The organism is Streptomyces sp. NPDC022910, assembly GCF_055561075.1.
The window spans coordinates 36,225-56,788 of the sequence record NZ_JBVHHL010000051.1; the positions used below are offsets into that span (position 1 = coordinate 36,225).

At 67.8% G+C, this 20,564-nt stretch carries 13 protein-coding genes; 5 read left to right on the forward strand and 8 right to left on the reverse strand.

Annotation, left to right across the window (positions count from 1 at the left end; genetic code table 11):
• Positions 1 to 85 precede the first annotated feature (85 nt).
• The 4 genes from ACZ3TS_RS33100 to ngcE all read right to left on the reverse strand — a co-directional run bounded on the left by ACZ3TS_RS33100 (position 86) and on the right by ngcE (position 4,845).
• Positions 86 to 1,285: an ROK family transcriptional regulator gene (locus ACZ3TS_RS33100; protein ID WP_467625234.1), complete on the reverse strand. Its 1,200-nt coding sequence runs from the start codon at positions 1,283 to 1,285 to the stop codon at positions 86 to 88.
• Between the two features lie 204 nt (positions 1,286 to 1,489).
• The gene (locus ACZ3TS_RS33105) at positions 1,490 to 2,413 is read right to left on the reverse strand and encodes a carbohydrate ABC transporter permease (RefSeq protein ID WP_467625237.1); all 924 of its coding nucleotides are present in this window, start codon (positions 2,411 to 2,413) and stop codon (positions 1,490 to 1,492) included.
• Positions 2,414 to 2,417: 4 nt separating this feature from the next.
• A complete protein-coding gene (locus ACZ3TS_RS33110; RefSeq protein ID WP_467625239.1) occupies positions 2,418 to 3,344 on the reverse strand; it encodes a carbohydrate ABC transporter permease in 927 nt (308 codons plus the stop codon).
• A gap of 49 nt (positions 3,345 to 3,393) precedes the next feature.
• On the reverse strand, positions 3,394 to 4,845 hold the full coding sequence (gene ngcE / locus ACZ3TS_RS33115; protein WP_467625241.1) for an N-acetylglucosamine/diacetylchitobiose ABC transporter substrate-binding protein: 1,452 nt from the start codon (positions 4,843 to 4,845) through the stop codon (positions 3,394 to 3,396).
• A 457-nt stretch (positions 4,846 to 5,302) separates the two neighbouring features.
• Between ngcE and ACZ3TS_RS33120 the strand changes: the two genes are divergently transcribed.
• Positions 5,303 to 9,106, forward strand: a complete 3,804-nt coding sequence (locus tag ACZ3TS_RS33120; RefSeq protein WP_467625244.1) for a GH92 family glycosyl hydrolase — start codon at positions 5,303 to 5,305, stop codon at positions 9,104 to 9,106.
• Positions 9,107 to 9,193: 87 nt separating this feature from the next.
• On the opposite strand, the gene ACZ3TS_RS33125 is transcribed toward ACZ3TS_RS33120, so the two are convergent.
• Positions 9,194 to 12,466, reverse strand: coding sequence for a GH92 family glycosyl hydrolase (locus ACZ3TS_RS33125; protein WP_467625246.1), 3,273 nt, complete (start codon positions 12,464 to 12,466; stop codon positions 9,194 to 9,196).
• 583 nt (positions 12,467 to 13,049) lie between these two features.
• Between ACZ3TS_RS33125 and ACZ3TS_RS33130 the strand changes: the two genes are divergently transcribed.
• Positions 13,050 to 13,415, forward strand: coding sequence for a hypothetical protein (locus ACZ3TS_RS33130; RefSeq protein WP_467625249.1), 366 nt, complete (start codon positions 13,050 to 13,052; stop codon positions 13,413 to 13,415).
• A 10-nt stretch (positions 13,416 to 13,425) separates the two neighbouring features.
• Here ACZ3TS_RS33130 and ACZ3TS_RS33135 read toward each other — a convergent pair whose 3' ends face one another.
• On the reverse strand, positions 13,426 to 13,914 hold the full coding sequence (locus tag ACZ3TS_RS33135; protein WP_467625251.1) for an ATP-binding protein: 489 nt from the start codon (positions 13,912 to 13,914) through the stop codon (positions 13,426 to 13,428).
• Between the two features lie 157 nt (positions 13,915 to 14,071).
• Positions 14,072 to 16,789: an aconitate hydratase AcnA gene (gene acnA / locus ACZ3TS_RS33140; protein WP_467625253.1), complete on the reverse strand. Its 2,718-nt coding sequence runs from the start codon at positions 16,787 to 16,789 to the stop codon at positions 14,072 to 14,074.
• 533 nt (positions 16,790 to 17,322) lie between these two features.
• On the opposite strand from acnA, the gene ACZ3TS_RS33145 reads away from it, so the two are divergent.
• The 3 genes from ACZ3TS_RS33145 (at position 17,323) to ACZ3TS_RS33155 (ending at position 19,507) form a co-directional block, all read left to right on the forward strand.
• Entirely contained in the window at positions 17,323 to 17,520 is a 198-nt protein-coding gene (locus tag ACZ3TS_RS33145; protein ID WP_467625256.1) for a DUF4236 domain-containing protein, read from the forward strand.
• Between the two features lie 64 nt (positions 17,521 to 17,584).
• Positions 17,585 to 19,114 carry a helix-turn-helix domain-containing protein gene (locus ACZ3TS_RS33150; protein WP_467625258.1) on the forward strand — a complete coding sequence of 510 codons (1,530 nt, stop codon included), beginning with the start codon at positions 17,585 to 17,587 and terminating at the stop codon, positions 19,112 to 19,114.
• A 204-nt stretch (positions 19,115 to 19,318) separates the two neighbouring features.
• Positions 19,319 to 19,507: a DUF7660 family protein gene (locus tag ACZ3TS_RS33155; protein ID WP_467625260.1), complete on the forward strand. Its 189-nt coding sequence runs from the start codon at positions 19,319 to 19,321 to the stop codon at positions 19,505 to 19,507.
• 104 nt (positions 19,508 to 19,611) lie between these two features.
• Here ACZ3TS_RS33155 and ACZ3TS_RS33160 read toward each other — a convergent pair whose 3' ends face one another.
• Positions 19,612 to 20,349: a hypothetical protein gene (locus ACZ3TS_RS33160; protein ID WP_467625262.1), complete on the reverse strand. Its 738-nt coding sequence runs from the start codon at positions 20,347 to 20,349 to the stop codon at positions 19,612 to 19,614.
• Between the last annotated feature and the right edge of the window lie 215 nt (positions 20,350 to 20,564).

The window sequence follows — 20,564 nt, forward strand, 5'->3', positions numbered from 1 at the left end:
CCGAGGTGGCTGGAAGTCAACTCGGCCACGCGTGCGACGTCAAGAAGTAAATCCTTAACGAGATGGCAACGGTGCCATCCGTTCTCTAAGTGAAGGCAGGTGCAACCGCAGGAAGCGTTCCGTCCAAAAGGGTTGAATCACCCATCTCACTGAGCGCGAGCGCAAGCGCTCCGAGCACCTCCGCACGGCCCCCGAGCGCCCCTGGCAACACGGAGAGCTGACGCGCGGCGCTCGGGATCGCGTACCGGCCGACCGACTCCCTGATGGGCCCGAGAACCAGTTCCCCGGCCTCGGCGAGATCACCGCCCAGGACCACTCGACTCGGGTTCAGCAGATTGCAGAGATTGGCGACTCCACTGCCGATGTGACGGCCGACGTCGGCGATCACCCGACGACAGCCCGGATCACCGTCCCGCGCCAGCCTGACCACGCCTTCCATGGTCAGATCGGTGCCATGACTGGGCTGGAGCAGCGGCAGGACGTACCGCGCCGCCGCGAACGTCTCCAGGCAGCCCCGGTTGCCGCAGCGGCAGACGGGGCCGGATTCATCAAGAGTAATATGCCCTATTTCTCCGGCCGTGCCACCGGGGCCGCGGTAGATCTTGCCGTCGATCACCAGGCCGGCGCCCACACCGCTCGCGACCTTGATGTACGCCAGGTCCTTGACCCCCCGGCCACTGCCCCAGACCAGCTCGCCGAGGGCGCCGAGGTTGGCGTCGTTGTCCACGTGCACCGGCACGCCGAGCCGCCCCCGCAGCTCCTCGGCGGGCCTGGCGCCGGTCCAGCCCGGCAGGATGGCGGTGGAGCCGAGCGTTCCCGACTCGACGTCGATGGGGCCGGGCACGCCGACGCCCACGCCCGCGACCTTGGACCGGTCCACCCCGGTGGCCTCTATCAGCCTGCTGACCAGCTCTTCCGCTCGATCAAAGCCCTGCGCGGCCGAGGCGTCCACGTCCAGCGGCTCGGACTCCTCGGCGAGCACCTGGTGGGCGAGGTTTCCGATCGCGACGCGCAAATGGGTGTGCCCGAAGTCGACGCCGATCACGATGCCGGCATCACCGCTGAGAGAGACGCTGCGGGCCCTGCGGCCGCCCGCCGACGTGGGCGTGACCTCGACGGTTCCGCCGTCCTTCAGCTCCCGCACGATGTTGGAGACCGTCGCCGCGGACAGGCCCGTCGTCCTCGCGATCTCCGCCTGCGTGAGGGAGCCGGCCAGCCGCACGGCACGTACGACCCGCTCCAGGTTGGCTCGGTGCAGCGACGACTGCGACCCTGGAGTCTCCACGACGACCTCCTGAGCACGGGGCCGCCTCGATGAGGCCCCGCCTATGTCCAACTAGTGAACTCTAAGCTGAGCCGTTCGGGTCGCCTCCCGTCAAGAGGTTGAACCGCATCCGGGTTCATGGACACGCCTACAGACCCCTGGGACGCGCACGCCGACGCCGCCCCCGGCGGCCGGGGACGGCGTCGGCACGGCGGAGAGCCGGGGCTACTTCAGGGCGCCGGCCGTGAGGCCCTGCACCACCTGCCGCTGGAAGATGATGTACGCGGCGAGCACGGGCAGCATGGCCATGACCAGACCGGCGAAGAGACCGGACCAGTCGCCCTTGTACCCCTGGCTGACGGCCAGCTGCACCAGCCCCTGGGTGAGGACGTGCTTGTCCGGGTCGGTGTTGAGCACCGTCGGCAGCATGTACTGGTTCCACTGCCCCAGGAAGTTGAAGATCCCCACACTGATCAGGCCGGGTTTGGCCATCGGCACCATGATCTGGAAGAAGGTCCGGGTGTGCGAGGCCCCGTCCACGAACGCGGCCTCCGCCACCGAGGTCGGCAAGGTCCTGAAGAACGCGGTCAGGAAGAACACCGTGAAAGGCAGGGAGTAGGCGATGTAGACCAGGATGAGCCCGTGAATCGTGTTCAGCAGTCCCATGTTGTTCACGACGTAGAACAGCGGGACCAGCGCCAGCATGATCGGGAAACTCATGCCGCCGATGAACAGGAAATAGATGAAGCGGTTGCCCGGGAAATCGAATCTGGCCAGCACATAGGCCGCCATCGAGCCGAGCACCAGGGTACCGATGAGTGAACCGCCCACCACCAGAACGGTGTTGAGGAAGTAGTCACTCATGTTGGCATCGGTCCAGGCCCGCGCCCAGTTGTCGAAGTGCAGCTTGTCCGGCAGTGACCAGGGCGAGCCGAAAATGGAACTGTCGTCCTTGAAGGACGTCATCACCGCCCACAGCAGCGGCATGACCACCATGAAGGCCCAGATGACGAGGATCCCGTGCGAGAAGACGTTGAGGACGGTGCCCTCCTTCTTCTCCCTGGGCGCCTTCCCGGCCGACGTGTCGATCTTGGCAATGGGGAGACCGGACTCGGCCGGCACGGGGGCGGGGGTGTCAGTCGTCTCCATGTGATCAGAACTCCAGCCGCTCGCGTCGGCCCAGCCGCATCACGACGGCCGCGAAGGCCAGCGTGACGATGAGCAGGGCGACACCGATGGTCGTGGCGTAGGCGGCCTGACCGTCACGGAAGGCCTTCTGGTAGACGTACAGGACCATGACCGTGGTCGAGTAGTCGGGGCCGCCCGGCCCGGTAGTCATGATCTGTACGACCGCGAACGACTCCGCGCCGAGGGCGAGGATGCCCATGTACACCCAGCCGGACTGCACGGTGTCCCACAACAGCGGCAGGGTGATCCGGAAGAACGTGGTGAACCGGCTGGCGCCGTCCAGCAGCGCGGCCTCGTACAGATCCGCCGGGATGGAGGCCATACCCGCTGAGAACAGCACCACGAAGAAGCCGACCGTCGACCAGACGAGCACCGCCATGACGCACCACAGGGCGAGGTTCGGGTCGCCCAGCCACAGCGGTTGCACGCTGTCAAGCCCGATCCCGCGCAGCAGGGAGTTGATCGCGCCGCTGTCCGGGTTGTACGCGAAGGCGAACAGCAGGGCGACGATGGCGATCGACAGCACCTGCGGGAAGAAGTAGACGATCTTGTAGAACGACGAGCCGCGAACGCCGGAGATCACCGGGCCGCCCCTCCGGTGCCGGCCGCCCACATTGATCATGAAGGCGAAGAACAGCGCCAGGCTGAGCGTCACCAGCGGCAGCACCAAGGCAAACAGCAGGCTGTGCTGCAACGACTTCCAGAAGATGTCGTCATGGAGCATCCTCTTGTAGTTGTCGAAGCCCACCATCTTGAATTCGGGGCTCAGGCCGGTCCAGTCCGTGAACGAGTAGTAGATGGACTGGATGAACGGCCAGATGACGAAGAGCGCGTACAGCCCCAGGGGAACCGCCAGGAACCCCACAATGAACCGGTACTTGCCGTGCTGCATTGCTACCGACCCCGATCTCTGGGCGGGTGTTGCCGCTGGTGACGGATCCTCACTGGTGCTTGTAGTGCTTGATCGACGTGTCCTTGGCGGCCTCGTCGGCAAAGCCCTGGATCTTCTTGATGGCCTCGGCCGGGGTGAGGCGACCGGCCATCATCTCGCCGAGACCGGCCACGCCGATCTTCTCCTTCTGCAGCTGCACGTACCAGTCCTGGAGCCGCGGGTTCACGACGTTGTCGCCGGCCTTCTCCAGCGCCGCGACACCGGACTTCAGACCAGGGGTGAGGGTGATGCCGCTGGTACCGCCGTTGTACGCGGTCAGGGACTTCACCTTGGCGGTGAAGTTCTTCGACGAGGCTTCGCTGAGCATGATGCGCAACTGCTCCATGCCGCCCTCGGCGTTCTTCGCCTTGGCCGGAACGACGAAGGGCTCACCGCCGGAGGCCCAGATGGTGCCGAACGGCATCTTGTCGGAGCTGTCGAGACCGGTGGGAGCGGAGACCGCGAGGTCGAAGTCGCCGGGGATGACGTTCGCGGACTCGTTCTCCACCCAGGAGCCGTTCGGGATGAACAGAGCCTTGCCCTTGGCCCAGGCGGTCTGCGACTGGATGTGGTCGAGGCCCGGCGTGCCCTTGAGGATGTAGCCCTTCTTGTAGAGCTCGTAGTAGGCCTCGAAGCAGGCCTTGACCGCGGGGTGCTTCCAGGCGTTGGGCTCCAGGTTGTCGATGGCGTCCAGGACCTCGCGACCACCGACCTTGCCGATCATCGGATACAGCGAGAAGGGGAGGTAGTACGGGTACTTGCCCGCGTACGTCCAGCCCGCCATGCCCTTCTTCTTGGCCTTCTCGCAGACCTTGAGCATCTCGTCCCAGGTCTCCGGGTACTTCTCCTCGAGCGAGTCGAGGGCCTTTTGCGAGTACCAGACGCCGTACACCGTGTAGGCGTAGTACAGGATCCAGACCGGCTTGCCGTCGAACTGGCCCATCTCCACGATGCCGGGACGCAGCGTGTCGCGGACCTTCTTGGTGGGATCGTCGTACGACGGGGCGTCCAGCAAAGGGGTCAGGTCCGCGAGCTGGTTCTTTCCGACGAGGACGCCCATGTCCATCTGCTCGGCGCCGGAGTTGTCGATGAGGTCCGGAGGAGTGCCCTGGTTGAAGCGAGGCTGCAGGGTGGACTGGATCTTCTGGGTGGCCGAGAACTTGACCTTGGCCTTCGGGAAGTCCTTCTCGTAGACCTTGACCGCGTCCTGGGCGTACTCCTTGCCGAAGCCGCCGTCGAACAATACGAATTCCATCTGAGCGGTGTCATTGACACCGAGCGGGTTCTTCGCGGTCTTCTTGCCCGCTTTGGCCTTCCCCTGGTCGTCCCCGCCACCGCTGGCACAGGCGGAAAGAAAGCTCATCGTGGGGACGGCGATCAGACCGAGCGCGGCGGAACGCTTGATCAGATCACGGCGGCCGACGCCTTCGGGGGCGGTGTTCTCGCCGGAAGTGGATCCCATGCTGAAGTCCTCGCCTTCTCCAGGACTCAGGCGGTGAACCGGATCCTCCCGGCACCGCGGTGATGGTGAAGCTGGGGTCGTTCACGAGGGATTCAGCGGTACGGCAGGGCAGTCGGTCGTGTCCGATACGGTCGCGCCGCCTCCTTATTCCCCCGGTCGTGCCTGCCCACAGCCGTCGTACCGCAGAAGACGGCTGACCCGGACGCCGACAGGTATAGTCCACTTCCCGCCAACTGGGCAAGATCGAATGCAAGGTTGACGCTTTGCTTTTCCGAGTTGAGACCTCGCGGAAATAAGGGGTGCCCGTGCGCCTCTCGAAGGGGATATCCGCCGCATTGAGCCCGAATGCCACGGCCAACACCCTTGACATCACGGGCCACTTGGCTACCTACTGGTCCCTGCGCAGCGAATTGACAACGTTGTCCATATTTTCACAGCGCAGGGAGGGTGCTCGCGCATGCAGCACAGATCTCGGCACAGATGGGCTCCTACGGCGGTCGTGGCAACGGCCGCCTTCGCGTTGCTGGTGGCCACACAGGGCGCGGCCGTGGCGCTGCCCGTCCAAGCGGCAGCGGCCAGCCGGGAGTTCACCTCGTCGTTCGAACCGGATGATCCGGCGCCGACGTGGCTGAACACCGTGGACACGGCGGCGGACGGCACGAAGCGGGCGTCCGGCGTGGACGGAGGGTATACGACAGGTATTCCGGGCAATGTGACGGATGAAGTCACCGATGTCCGTGCCAGCGCCGAGAACACGGGCGCCGGCGAGGTCAAGGAGAACCTGATCGACGGCGAACCGGGCACCAAGTGGCTCACGTTCGCGTCGACGGGCTGGGTGGAGTTCGACTTCGACGCACCGGTCAAGGTGATGACGTACGCGCTGACGTCGGCCAACGACTTCGCGGAGCGCGACCCGGCGGACTGGACCCTTCAGGGCTCCACGGACGGCAAGGACTGGAAGACCCTCGACACGCGCACCGACGCGTCGTTCGGCGAGCGCTTCCAGACGAACTCGTACGATCTCGCCGAGCCGGCCGAGTACGAGCACTTCCGGCTCGACTTCACCAGGAACCACGGGGCGGACATTCTCCAGCTCGCCGACGTGCAGTTCTCCACGGGCAACAGCACCGAACCCACGCCCAAGGACATGCGCACGCTGGTGGACCGCGGCCCCTTCGGCTCCCCCACCGCCAAGGCGGGCGCGGGTTTCACGGGCAAGCGGGCCCTGCGGTACGCGGGGACACACACGGCGAACGGGCGGGCGTACTCGTACAACAAGGTCTTCGACGTGAACGTCGGCGTCGAGCGGGGCACCCAGCTGTCGTACCGGATCTTCCCGTCGATGGCGGACGGGGACCGGGACTACGACGCCACGAACGTCTCCGTCGACCTGGCCTTCACGGACGGCACCTATCTCAGCGGCCTCGGGGCGCTCGACCAGCACGGCTTCCCGCTGACCCCGCAGGGGCAGGGCGCGGCCAAGGTCCTGTACGTCAACCAGTGGAACAACGTGGTCTCGGCGATCGGATCGGTCGCGAACGGAAAGACCGTGGACCGCATCCTGGTCGCGTACGACTCACCCAACGGGCCGGCGAAGTTCCGTGGCTGGCTGGACGACCTCTCCCTGAAGGTCGCGCCACCGGACAGGCCGAAGGCGCATCTGTCGGACTACGCGCTGACGACCCGCGGCACCAACTCCAGCGGCGCCTTCTCCCGGGGCAACAACTTCCCGGCGACCGCGATGCCGCACGGCTTCAACTTCTGGACGCCGGTCACCAACGCGGGCTCGCTCAGCTGGCTGTACGACTACGCCCGGGCCAATAACGCGGACAATCTGCCCACGATTCAGGCGTTCAGCGCGAGCCATGAGCCCAGTCCCTGGATGGGTGACCGGCAGACCTTCCAGGTGATGCCGTCGGCCGCCTCCGGCACCCCCGACACCGGCCGCGAAGCCCGGGAGCTGGCGTTCCGGCACGAGAAGGAGACCGCGCGCCCGTACTACTACGGGGTGACCTTCGAGAACGGTCTGAAAGCGGAGATGACGCCGACGGACCATGCGGCGGTGCTGCGGTTCACATACCCCGGCGACGACGCGAGCGTGATCTTCGACAATGTGACCGAGCAGGCCGGGCTGACCCTCGACAAGGACAGCGGGATCGTCACCGGCTTCTCCGACGTGAAGTCCGGCCTGTCGACGGGCGCGACGCGGCTGTTCGTGTACGGCGTGTTCGACGCACCCGTGACGGACGGGGCGGCCTCCGGGGTGAAGGGGTATCTGCGCTTCAAGCCGGGCGCCGACCACACCGTGACCCTCCGCCTCGCCACCTCGCTCATCAGCCTCGAGCAGGCGAAGGACAATCTGCGCCAGGAGATCCCGGACGGAACGTCGTTCGACGAGGTCAAGGCACAAGCGCAGCGGGCGTGGGACAAGCTGCTCGGCACGATCGAGGTCGAGGGCGCGACGGCCGACCAGCTGACGACGCTGTACTCCTCGCTCTACAGGCTGTACCTCTACCCCAACTCCGGCTTCGAGAAGGTGGGATCGGCCTACCAGTACGCGTCCCCCTTCTCCCCGATGACGGGCCCGGACACGCCCACCCACACCGGGGCGAAGATCGTCGACGGCAAGGTGTACGTCAACAACGGTTTCTGGGACACCTACCGGACGACCTGGCCGGCGTACTCCTTCTTCACGCCGAAGCAGGCCGGCGAACTGGTCGACGGTTTCGTGCAGCAGTACAAGGACGGCGGCTGGACCTCGCGGTGGTCCTCGCCCGGCTACGCGGACCTGATGACGGGCACCTCGTCGGACGTGGCGTTCGCGGACGCCTATGTGAAGGGCGTGAAGTTCGACGCGGAGGCCGCCTACGACGCGGCGGTGAAGAACGCGACGGTCGCACCGCCCTCGTCCGGCGTGGGCCGCAAGGGCATGGCGACCTCGCCGTTCCTCGGCTACACGAGCACCAGCACGGGCGAGGGCCTGTCGTGGGCGATGGAGGGCTACGTCAACGACTACGGCATCGCGAGCATGGGCCAGGCGCTCTACGAGAAGACCGGCAACAAGCGCTACAAGGACGAGTCGGCGTACTTCCTCAACCGCGCCCGGGACTACGTCAACCTCTTCGACGCGAAGGCCGGCTTCTTCCAGGGCCGCGACGCGCAGGGCAACTGGCGGCTGGACTCGTCGCAGTACGACCCGCGGGTGTGGGGCTACGACTACACGGAGACGAACGGCTGGGGCTACGCCTTCACGGCCCCGCAGGACAGCCGGGGCCTGGCGAACCTGTACGGCGGCCGTGCCAAGCTGGCGGACAAGCTCGACGAGTACTTCGCGACGCCGGAGACGGCCTCCCCGGAGTTCGTGGGCTCCTACGGCGGTGTCATCCACGAGATGACGGAGGCGCGTGACGTCCGGTTGGGCATGTACGGGCACTCCAACCAGGTCGCGCACCACGTGATCTACATGTACGACGCGGCAAGGCAGCCGTGGAAGGCGCAGGCGAACGTCCGTGAGGTCCTCTCCCGCCTGTACACCGGCAGCGAGATCGGGCAGGGCTACCACGGCGACGAGGACAACGGCGAGCAGTCGGCCTGGTACGTGTTCTCGGCGCTGGGCTTCTATCCGCTGGTGATGGGCAGCGGAGAGTACGCCATCGGGTCGCCGCTGTTCACCAAGGCGACGGTGCACCTGGAGAACGGCGAGAAACTGGTGATCAAGGCTCCGAAGAACAGCACCAGGAACGTGTACGTCCAGGGCCTGAAGGTGAACGGCAAGCCGTGGACGTCCACGTCGCTTCCGCACGCGCTGCTGGCCAAGGGCGGGGTGCTGGACTTCGACATGGGTCCGCGGCCGTCGGCCTGGGGCACCGGCAAGAACGCGGCGCCGGTGTCGATCACGCAGGACGACAAGGTGCCGTCGCCGCGTGCGGACGTGCTGGGGGGTGACGGACCGCTCTTCGACAACACGTCGGCTACGGAGGCGAGCGTGACGAGCGTGGACCTTCCGGTCACGGACCCCACGAAGGCGGTGCAGTACACCCTGACGTCCCCGGCGGACCACACGAAGGCACCCACGGGCTGGACCCTGCAGGCATCCCAGGACGGCACGCAGTGGACGACGCTGGACGAACGCTCGGGTGAATCCTTCCGCTGGGACCGGCAGACGAGGGCGTTCTCGGTCCCGCGCACCGGCTCGTACACCCACTACCGCCTGGTCCTGAGCGGGGAATCGACCCTGGCGGAGGTGGAGTTGCTGGCCTGACCCATCGCACGCGGGAAAGGGCGGGCGCGGAGTTCCCTCCGCGCCCGCCCCTTTTCCTCATGGGTCGCCTTCGTCGGGTGCCACGGCTCAGCTCACCGCGAGGGTGAACACGTGCAGATCCGCATTGTCCGGAAGTGTCACGCTTTTGATCGTCTTGCCGGACGGGGCGTCGTAGGGCTTCGTGGCGAAGACGTAGGTCGCCACCGGGTCCTTGTCGGCTCCGGCGACGTTGCGGTACGTCGTCTTCGCGACGATCTCGTTGCCGTACTGGACCGTTCCGGAACCGCCGCCGACGGTCCAGTCGGTGAAGGAGAGGTCGACCGTGTCCGTCGTACCGTCGGTGTAGGCGACGGTCGCCTTCGTCTGCTGGTTGCCGTTGACCGCGCTGCCGACGAAGCTCAACCTCGCCGCTGGACTGGGGAGTTCGATGCTCTGGCCCGTCGCCGACGCGTTGTCCGGGCGGGCCGACGGCGAGCTGGGCCAGGTGAAGGAGAGACCGTCGACCGTGCCCTGCTTGCCCGCTGTGAGGCCGGCGTCCGCGAGCGCCTGGCGCGAGTAGCTCCAGCCGCCGCCGTCGTAGTCGGCCTCGTCGTGGTCACCCGTGTCGTCCGAGATGCCCGTGTTGTTGTAGGCGGCCAGGAGCGTGCCGGGAGCCGCGACGGTCAGCGCCACCGGCTGTGCGTAGGAGGTGTCCCTCGAGGTCACGGTGACCTTCACGTCGTAGAACCCCTGTCGGGCGGCCTTGTCCGCGGTCAGGGTGATCTCCTGCGCGCCGTCCTTCACCGTGCCCTCGGCGGGGCTCGCCGTCACTCCGTCCGGGGTCTCGACCGAGAACCGCACCTCGGGACCCGTGCCGCCGCTCAGCGCCAGGGCGCGGATACCGAGCGTGGTGCTGCCGTCCGGCGCGAGGGTCGCGGTGGTGGGTCCGACGCCGATCTGGTACGGCTGTTCGCCCTCCCGGAAGGAGGGCGGCGCGTCGGCCGGGTCCGTGCCCCAGGTGCGGTCCGGGGTCCCGGAGAGGCTGTAGTCCAGACGGCCGCCGTCCCGGACGAAGGAAGCGGGGAGCCAAGGGCGGTCGGAAGTACGGTCGTTGACCTTCAGCGACCGCACGTACGGCGCCTCCTTGCCCGCGCCCTCGGCCCGTATCTCGATGTCGTTGCCGTGTGGCCGGTCGATGTGGACGCGCGGGAACAGCGGGGAGGCCAGGACGAGTTCGGCCCGGGACGGCACCTGCGGGTACATGCCGAGCGCCGAGAAGACGTACCAGGACGACATCGCGCCGAGGTCGTCGTTGCCGGGGATGCCCTCGGGCTTCGTCGACCAGAGCTCGTTCATCGCCGCCCGTACCGTTTCCTGTGTCCTGGAGGGCGCGCCCGCGTAGTCGTACAGGTACGGCACGTTGATCGACGGCTCGTTGTCCAGCTCGGACTTGTCGCCGCCGCTGCCGGTGAACGACCAGCCGCCGTCGGTGTCGTGGAAGAAGGCGTCCAGCCGGGCCAGCGCCTTGTCCCTTCCGCCCATGGCGGCGAACAGACCGGCCGGGTTGTGCTGCACCATCCAGGTGTACTGGGCCGCCGTCCCCTCCACGAAGCCGTTGCCGGTCGCCGGGGTGAAGCCGGTGACCCAGCTGCCGTCCGCCTTGCGGTTGGCGATGTAACCGCCGCTGGGATCGGCCGCGAGGTTGAAGTTGTTCTGCCACCACTGGGAGCGGCGCGCGAAGGTGGTGGCGGTGTCCTTCTTCCCTTCCGCCGCGGCCAGTTGGGAGAGCGAGAAGTCCGCCGTCGACATCTCCAGCGTCTCGGCCGCGCCGCCCCACGCGTTGGACACCGACGGCATGTAGTGGTGCTCGAGGTACTTGTCGAGGGAGGGGCGTTGGCCGACCGACAGTACCGGCTTGCCCGCGGCGGAGAGGTCCTGCTGCGTCGGCACCGTCGCCGCCTTCACCAGTGAGTCGAGCGCGCCGCGCAGGTCGAAGTCCCTGCCGCCGAAGGCGCGGATGCCCGCGAGGACGGTCGGCGACGGGTCGCCGTTCATGATGTGCGTGCCGTTCGCGCCGTGCAGCCAGCGGTCCCAGACTCCGCCGTTCTGCCCGGCCAGTTCGTACAGGGACTGGGCCATGTCCGATCCGGTGTCCGGGTTCAGCAGGGTCAGCAGCTGTACCTGGTCGCGGTAGATGTCCCAGCCGGAGAAGGTGCCGTACTGGGCCGCGTGGCCGCGGCCCACCCGGTGCACGGCGGCGTCGCTGCCGCGGTAGCGGCCGTCGGCGTCGCTGATGACGTTCGGATGCAGGAGGGCGTGGTAGAGCGCCGTGTAGAAGGTGGTGCGGTCGTCGTCCGTGCCGCCGCCGACGCGGATCGCGCCCAGATGCTCGCGCCAGGCGCGGCGGGCCGCGTCCCGCACGGACTCGAAGGACCGTCCTTCCGGGTTCTCGGCCCTCAGGTTGGCCTCCGCGCCCGCTTGGCTCACGTACGAGATGCCGACCTTGACGTTCACGGGTCCGGAGCCGGGCGCGAACTGGACGTATCCGCCCGCTCCCTTGCCCGCCACGGGTCTGCCGCCGTGCGAGAAGCCTCCGGTGTCACCGCTCGCGTGGGGCGAGCCCGGACTCAGTTTGTCGTCCTGCCAGGTGCCGGTCGACGTGAAGTCGCGGTCGAACCGGGCCGTGAAGTAGAGGGTGTAGTAGCTGCGCTGACCCTCCGGGTCGAGGTAGCCGCAGAAGTTGCCGGAGGTGACCGAGCCGGAGACCGTGCGGGTCGCCGGGTCGATCGTGAGGGACGAATCCGACGACCCCACCTCGGAGTTGGCGGTTCGGATCAGCACCGAGGCCGGTGCGTCCGCGGGGAAGGTGAAGCGGCCCGAACCCGTGCGCGTGGTGGCCGTCAGATCCGCCGTCACACCGGAGGACAGGCCGACCTTGTAGTGGCCGGGCTCGGCGGTCTCGTCGGCGTGCGTGAAGTCGGCGGCGTACACCGCGTCCTTGGTGTCGCTCGCCGGCGAGGAGGTGACCTCGCCCGAGTACGGGAAGAAGGGGATGTCGCCGCTGCCGCCCGCGCATCCCGTGCCGGACATGTGGGTGAGACTGAAGCCTCGGATGCGGGTGGCGTCGTACTGGTAGCCGCCGGGCGCGACCGTTCTCGTCGCGTCGCCCCGGGTGTTCTCGGGGCTCCAGGAGAGCATGCCGAACGGGACGACGGCGCCCGGGAAGACATTGCCGCCGTTTCTGGTGCCGATGAGCGGGTCGACGTACGCGGTGGGATCCCGGACCAGATCGGGTGGTGGGGCGCTCGCGGCGAGCGCCGGGGTGGCGCCGCCGACCGCCAGGGCGGCGGCCAGCAGCAGGGACGTCGGACGGAAACGCATGACGCGGCCCCTCCTCTTTCGGACGGGTCGCGCACCACGGGTCGCACAAGCCGCAGGGACAGTAACGCGCGCCACCTGTACCGCGGAAGACCGCCTGCGGACACCGATCGGAGTCGGCGCTTCAGGAGGTCCGGTTCGGCGCGTCAGCCTTACGGGCGAACGGTCTTGACATCGTTGTCCGCTCAGGGAGTACAGTCATGTACAGACCATCTAGACAACGTTGTCGCGCCCACTGGTAGCACACAAGCCACTTATCACCCGGTCCGGCCCTCTCCCCCCGGGCCGGACCGGCTCGCGGACCGGGTGGCTCGACACACCGGCCACCCGGTCCGCCCCGAGCCTGCGTCAGCGGTGGTGCGGAGATGTTCAGGTAGCGCTGCCGCCGAAGAAGACCGTCGAGCTCGGTCATCGTTTTGCGCATTGTCATGTACGCGACCATCACAGGGCCGCGGACGAGACCCTGAAATCACGGGACGTCACCCGTGGGGGCGATGTTGGCCGCACTGGGGGGCGCGCAGGGCAACCCGGGTGCTCCCCTGGTCATCTACCTGTACGAACGCAACGAGTGGGGAGAGGGCGCGCTGTGCACGGTTCCGGTACGAACGGTGGCCGCAAGAAGGGCACCGCCGGTTCCTGGTGGGCGGCTGGGGTGGCGAACCTCCTCATCGGACTGGCCGCGATCGTCCCGGGCGTGTGCGTGCGGTGGCTGCTGACCAGATACGCACTGATCCCCTGCACCGACGGCTTCGGCTGCGCCAAGGGGTCGCCGGACAACACGGTCGGCATGACGTTCGGCGCGGTGCTGGGCGGTGCGTTCGTCCTCGGCATGGTCCTGGTGGTGGACGTCCTCGTTCCCTGGCAGGAGGGCAGGCCGCTGAACCTGTGGCTCGGCATGACGACCCTGGTCCCCGCGCCGTTCGCGATAGCTCAGGCCGCGGGCTGGATCTAGGCGGTGTCCCTCAGGCAGGGCTGCCGAGCGGCCTGGAGGCCGCTGCCGAAGCCGGGGGCCTCCCGGCCGACGGCGGCTCCCCGACGGGGAACGACGTTCCCGCCGCCGGAAGTTCGAGGGTGAACTCCGTACGGCCGGGCACGCTGTCCACCCGGATGCGGCCGCCGTGTGCCGCCGTGATCGCGGCCGTGATCGTGAGGCCCAGACCCGAACCGCCCTGCGCGCCGGGGGCACGGGAGCGGGAGGTGTCGGCCCGGGTGAAACGGTCGAAGACCGTCGGGAGGAGCGCGGGTGCAATCCCGGGCCCGTCGTCCCGTCGGACGACGGCGTGCGGAGCGCAGCCGCGCGCGATCCGCAGCGCGGTCTGCCCGTCGGCCGCGGGGTAGGGCCGCCAGCCCGCCTCGGTGACGGCCACGGACAGCAGTTCGGTGAGCCCGGGCTCGTCATCGACGATCAGAACACGGACGCGGCCGCTTCGGGGGACAGTCGTGCCAGACATGTAGCGATCGTGTCCCGGTTCACTGAGGGAATCCTGTGTTCCGACCGAGCCGGTGCCATTTGGGGTCCGGGGAAGCGGGCCCGGTTCCCCCGCCCAGGACGACATCGGGCCGCAACCCCGTTGCCGGGGTTGCGGCCCAACGAGCCGACCGAAGCGCTTAGTTGCGGATCAGGCTGCGCAGCACGTACTGCATGATGCCGCCGTTGCGGTAGTAGTCGGCCTCACCAGGGGTGTCGATGCGGACGACCGCGTCGAACTCGACACCGGTGTCGGTGGTGACCTTCACCGTGCTCGGGGTGCGGCCCTCGTTGAGCTCCGTCACGCCGGAGATCGAGAAGGTCTCCTCGCCGGTCAGGCCGAGGCTCTCGGCCGAGGAGCCCTCCGGGAACTGCAGCGGCAGGACGCCCATGCCGATGAGGTTCGAGCGGTGGATGCGCTCGTAGGACTCGGCGACGACGGCCTTCACGCCGAGCAGCGCGGTGCCCTTCGCGGCCCAGTCGCGGGACGAGCCGGAGCCGTACTCCTTGCCGGCCAGGACGACCAGCGGGATGCCCTGCTCGATGTAGTTGCGCGAGGCGTCGTAGATGAACGACACCGGCGCGTCTGCCTGGGTGAAGTCGCGGGTGTATCCGCCCTCGGTGCCCGGCGCGATCTGGTTGCGCAGGCGGATGTTGGCGAACGTACCGCGGATCATGACCTCGTGGTTGCCGCGGCGGGAACCGTAGGAGTTGAAGTCGCGGCGCTCGACACCGTGCTCGGTGAGGTACTTGCCCGCAGGGGTGTCGGCCTTGATGGCACCGGCCGGGGAGATGTGGTCGGTGGTGACCGAGTCGCCCAGCTTGGCGAGCACGCGGGCGCCGGCGATGTCGGTGACCGGGGCCGGCTCCATCTCCATGCCCTCGAAGTACGGGGGCTTGCGGACGTAGGTCGACTCGGCGTCCCACTCGAAGGTGTTGCCGGTCGGGATCGGCAGGGACTGCCACTGGGCGTCGCCCGCGAAGACGTCCTGGTAGGACTTGTTGAACATGTCCTCGCCGATGGCGTTGGCGACGACGTCGTTGACCTCGGCCTCGGACGGCCAGATGTCCTTCAGGAAGACCGGGTTGCCGTCCTGGTCGGTGCCCAGGGCGTCACGCGTGATGTCCACCTTCATGGAGCCCGCGAGGGCGTAGGCGACGACCAGCGGCGGGGAGGCCAGGTAGTTCATCTTGACGTCGGGGTTGATCCGGCCCTCGAAGTTCCGGTTGCCGGAGAGGACCGAGGTGACCGCGAGGTCGTGGTCGTTGACGGCCTTGGAGACCTCCTCCGGCAGCGGACCGGAGTTGCCGATGCAGGTGGTGCAGCCGTAGCCGACCAGGTTGAAGCCGACCTTGTCGAGGTACGGGGTCAGGCCCGCCTTGTCGAAGTAGTCGGTGACGACCTTCGAACCCGGGGCGAGGGTGGTCTTGACCCACGGCTTGCGGGTCAGGCCCTTCTCGACCGCCTTCTTCGCCACCAGGGCGGCGGCGACCATGACGTACGGGTTCGAGGTGTTGGTGCAGGAGGTGATGGCCGCGACCGTCACCGCACCGTGGTCGAGCGTGTAGGTCGTCCCGTCGGAGGCGGTGACCTGGACCGGGTTGGACGGCGCGCCGTTGGGGTGGACGGCCGGGGCGTCGGAGGCCGGGAAGGACTCCTGGCCCGCCTCGTCCACGCTGTCCACGTAGTTGCGGACGTCCTGCTTGAACTGCTCGGCGGCGTTGGCCAGGACGATGCGGTCCTGCGGGCGCTTCGGGCCGGCGATGGACGGGACGACCGTCGACAGGTCCAGCTCGAGCTTCTCGGAGAAGTCCGGCTCGGCCTTCGGGTCCAGCCAGAGGCCCTGCTCCTTGGCGTACGCCTCGACGAGCGCGACCTGCTGGTCGGAGCGGCCGGTCAGGCGCAGGTACTTCAGGGTCTCGTCGTCGATCGGGAAGATCGCGGCGGTGGAGCCGAACTCCGGCGACATGTTGCCGATGGTGGCGCGGTTGGCGAGGCTCGTGGCCGCCACACCCTCGCCGTAGAACTCGACGAACTTGCCGACCACGCCGTGCTTGCGGAGCATCTCGGTGATGGTCAGCACCAGGTCGGTGGCGGTGGTGCCGGTGGGCAGCTCGCCGGTGAGCTTGAAGCCGACGACGCGCGGGATGAGCATGGAGACCGGCTGGCCGAGCATGGCGGCCTCGGCCTCGATGCCGCCGACGCCCCAGCCGAGGACGCCCAGGCCGTTGACCATGGTGGTGTGCGAGTCGGTGCCGACCAGGGTGTCCGGGTAGGCCTTGCCGTCGCGGACCATCACGACACGGGCCAGGTGCTCGATGTTCACCTGGTGGACGATGCCGGTGCCCGGCGGGACGACCTTGAACTCGTCGAAGGCGGTCTGGCCCCAGCGCAGGAACTGGTAGCGCTCCTTGTTGCGGCCGTACTCCAGGTCGACGTTCACCTTGAAGGCGTCGTTCGTGCCGAACTTGTCGGCGATGACGGAATGGTCGATGACCAGCTCGGCCGGGGCCAGCGGGTTGATCTTGGCCGGGTCGCCGCCGAGCTCCTTGACGGCCTCGCGCATGGTGGCGAGGTCGACGACACAGGGCACGCCGGTGAAGTCCTGCATGATCACGCGGGCCGGCGTGAACTGGATCTCCTGCGACGGCCGGGCCTGCGAGTCCCAGTCGCCGAGGGCGCGAATGTGGTCGGCGGTGATGTTCGCGCCGTCCTCGGTGCGGAGCAGGTTCTCCAGCAGGACCTTGAGGCTGTACGGCAGGCGGGCCGAGCCCTCCACCTTGTCCAGCCGGAAGATCTCGTACGACTCGTCGCCCACCTGCAGCGTGCTGCGGGCGTCGAAGCTGTTCGCCGACACGACAGTCTCCTTCATTGATGTGCGCGTACCACCGCAATCCTGCCGCCACGACGGCTTGGCCGATCCGCTAAGGTAAGACTAAGTTAGGTAATGCTTACCAAGCGGGTGGCTGCGGGGCGCCTCGGCAGATATCTCGATGTCGAGATAACTCTAGTACATGGGCGCGGGATGGTCATGCGCGGCCCGACCCGGCCCTGCGCGCTGCCGCCCCCGTGCGCTCACCACGGCCGCGCGTCAGGCCGGCAGGAGGCCGAACGACGGAAGCGCTACGCCATGCGGCCGAACGCAACATGCTCAAGGAGGAGGAAGGCCGGCCGTGACGTCCGCGCCATGCGGACGGTCCTCCGCGAGGCGACCAGCGCGAAGGAGTCCCACGGATCCGATGCCGCAACCCGGGGCGACTTCTCGCAGGCGGTCGAATCCGCCGGCTGAACACCCTCCGCTCCACTCCCCCGCGCGGACGGCCGCTTGGTGCCATCAGTTCGCCTGGCCGGGGTATCCGACATGAGTCGGCAACCGGAAGGAGACACCGCATGTCGCTCACGTTCCGCAAGAGTTTCCGGATCCTGCCCGGAGTACGCCTGAACATCAACAAGCGCTCCTGGTCCCTCACCACCGGCGGTAGGCACGGGCCACGTCACACGCGCAGCAGTACCGGACGTCGTACGACATCGATGGATTTGCCGGGACCTTTCGGGTGGCGTCGTACCCGTTCCACCAGGCGTCACTGACGGTCACTCACCCGAACGGACCCCCCAAGAAGCGCCATCTCATATCTGAGATAGCCTCAACCTCATGTCAGACGACTACCTCGTACGCATCGGCAAGCTCATCCGTGACGCCCGCCAGCACCGTGGCTGGACTCAGACACAGCTCGCCGAGGCGCTCGGCACCAGTCAGAGTGCCGTGAACCGCATCGAGCGCGGCAATCAGAACCTCAGCCTTGAGATGATCGCCCGAATCGGTGAAGCCCTGGACAGCGAGATCGTGTCCCTGGGCTACGCGGGCCCCATGCATCTGCGGGTGGTCGGCGGCCGCCGGCTGTCCGGCGCCATCGACGTGAAGACGAGCAAGAACGCCTGCGTGGCACTCCTGTGCGCCTCCCTGCTCAACAAGGGGCGCACGGTGCTGCGCCGGGTCGCCCGCATCGAGGAGGTGTACCGCCTTCTCGAGGTGCTCGGATCGATCGGTGTGCGGACCCGTTGGATCAACGACGGGATCGATCTGGAGATCGTGCCGCCCGCCGACCTCGACCTGAACGCCATCGACGCCGAGGCCGCCCGCCGTACGCGGTCCATCATCATGTTCCTCGGTCCGCTGCTGCACCGCACGGACCGTTTCCGGCTGCCGTACGCGGGCGGCTGCGACCTGGGTACGCGCACCGTCGAGCCGCACATGATCGCGCTGCGCAGGTTCGGGCTCGACGTCACCGCGACCGAGGGGCACTACCACGCCGTGGTGGACCGGTCCGTCACCCCCGGCCGGCCGATCGTGCTGACCGAGCGCGGGGACACCGTGACCGAGAACGCGCTGCTGGCCGCCGCCCGCCACGACGGGGTCACGGTCATCCGCAACGCCTCCTCCAACTACATGGTCCAGGACCTCTGTTTCTTCCTGGAGGCGCTCGGCGTCGAGGTGGAGGGCATCGGCACCACCACACTCACCGTGCACGGCGTGCCGACCATCGACGTCGACGTGGACTACTCCCCCTCCGAGGACCCGGTCGAGGCGATGAGCCTGCTGGCGGCCGCGGTCGTCACCGAGTCGGAGCTGACGGTGCGCCGGGTGCCGATCGAGTTCCTCGAGATCGAGCTCGCGGTGCTGGAGGAGATGGGTCTCGACCACGACCGCACGCCCGAGTACTTCGCCGACAACGGCCGTACCCGGCTGGTGGACCTGACCGTTCGTCCCTCCAAGCTGGAGGCGCCGATCGACAAGATCCACCCGATGCCCTTCCCCGGCCTGAACATCGACAACGTCCCCTTCTTCGCGGCCATCGCGGCCTCCGCACAGGGCAAGACGCTGATCCACGACTGGGTGTACGACAACCGGGCCATCTATCTGACGGACCTCAACCGCCTCGGCGGACGCCTTCAGTTGCTGGACCCGCACCGGGTGCTGGTCGAGGGCCCGACCCGCTGGCGTGCCGCCGAGATGATGTGCCCGCCAGCGCTGCGGCCCGCCGTGGTCGTGCTGCTGGCGATGATGGCGGCCGAGGGCACGTCCGTGCTGCGGAACGTGTACGTCATCAACCGCGGCTACGAGGACCTGGCCGAGCGGCTCAACTCGGTCGGTGCGCAGATCGAGACGTTCCGGGACATCTGATGCGCGAGTGCCGCCGCACCCCTCCCTGACCCGCTACTTAGCGGGTCAGGGAGGGGTGCGGCGGCATCTCTGGGACTTCTCTGGGGCTTTGCCCGCGGCGGGCTGCGGGCCACGCTCCACGGGCCCTGCCGACCGGCCGTGGCTACGCGAAGATCGCGTCGATGGCGGCGCTGCCCCGTGCGCCCGCGCGGGGTCGTTCGTTCCTTGCGCCGCAGTCACGCCGAGGAAGGAAGCTCGTGGGAGAACGCGGACCTTCCGAGCTTCTTGGAGGCCTTGGCCGCCTGGATCGACGACGCGGACGGCTGGTACGGCAACACCGGCCGGGAGTTGCCGCCCGGCGGTGACTGGACGTTCTTCGCCCGAGCTCTGCAAGCGGCGACCGTGTACGAGTAGGCCGAGCCGTGTCGAGCGCGTGTCGAAGGCCAGTCGGTGACGCGCGCGGCACGAAAAGAAAGGCAGGTCAGCAAGGGTGCGACTCAAGATCCACCAAGCGCCTTCTAAGCGCTTGGCCGCAGGTTCGAGTCCTGCCGGGGGCGCCCAAAACATGGCTGGTCACTCACCGCACCGGCCACTGTGAGCGGGGCGACCACTTGCCGCGTCAAGCGGCCGAGCTCTTCGACCGTCGCACCCGAGACGGTCACCTGGAGCCGGATCTCTCGGCGGGGTCTCAGGTAGTGGACCTCCAGCTGAAAAGCGTCGTAGAGGCGGCGCTGCTCGGCTTCGGGCAGCTTCGCGAGGCTTGCGCCGAGTCGGGGCAGGAAGTCGATGAGATCCGCGTTCTGCTCCTCCTCGCCCCCGGCCCGCTTTTCGTACTGGTGGAGGCGGGTGACCAGTTCGCGGCGCTTACGCTCATGGCGATCGAAGCGTTCGCGGATGCTACGGCGGAACTCACGAGTGGTTTCCGGGTCACCGGCCTCCTCATGTTCGTCGAGCTCGTCGAGGAGACGTTCTTTGCCGCGTTCGATGACCTTGATCTCGTCGCGGAGCTGTTCCGCTCTCTGAGCGTCGTCGCCGCTGACGGAGGGTTCTGCGGCAGCCAGCTGGGTGCAGAGATGTTCGCGACGGCGCGGGCCGAGGACGCGTTCGCCGAAGAACCAGTGGACCGCGTTGAGGAGGATCTTCTCGCTGACCCATAGTGCCTTGGGGTGGTGGGGAAACCAGTCGGCGTTGCGATGGTGAACATCGTCGCGGTAGCAGACATAGTGAGGTCGGCCCTTGCTGGTCTTGCCGAACATGCGGCGTCCGCACAGCGCACGTAGGAGCGCAGGGGGTAGGTGCGCTGTGAAGTTCCCCCGCTGAGCTGGACAGCCTGATACTGGGACGGTTGGGTCCCGGAGGAAGCAGTCCAGGTTGAGGTGGCAAGAGCAACATGAGCAAGCGGTACACGGCCGAGTTCAAGCGGGACGCGGTGGAGCTGGTTCGCTCCTCCGGTCGGAACGTGACCGAGGTC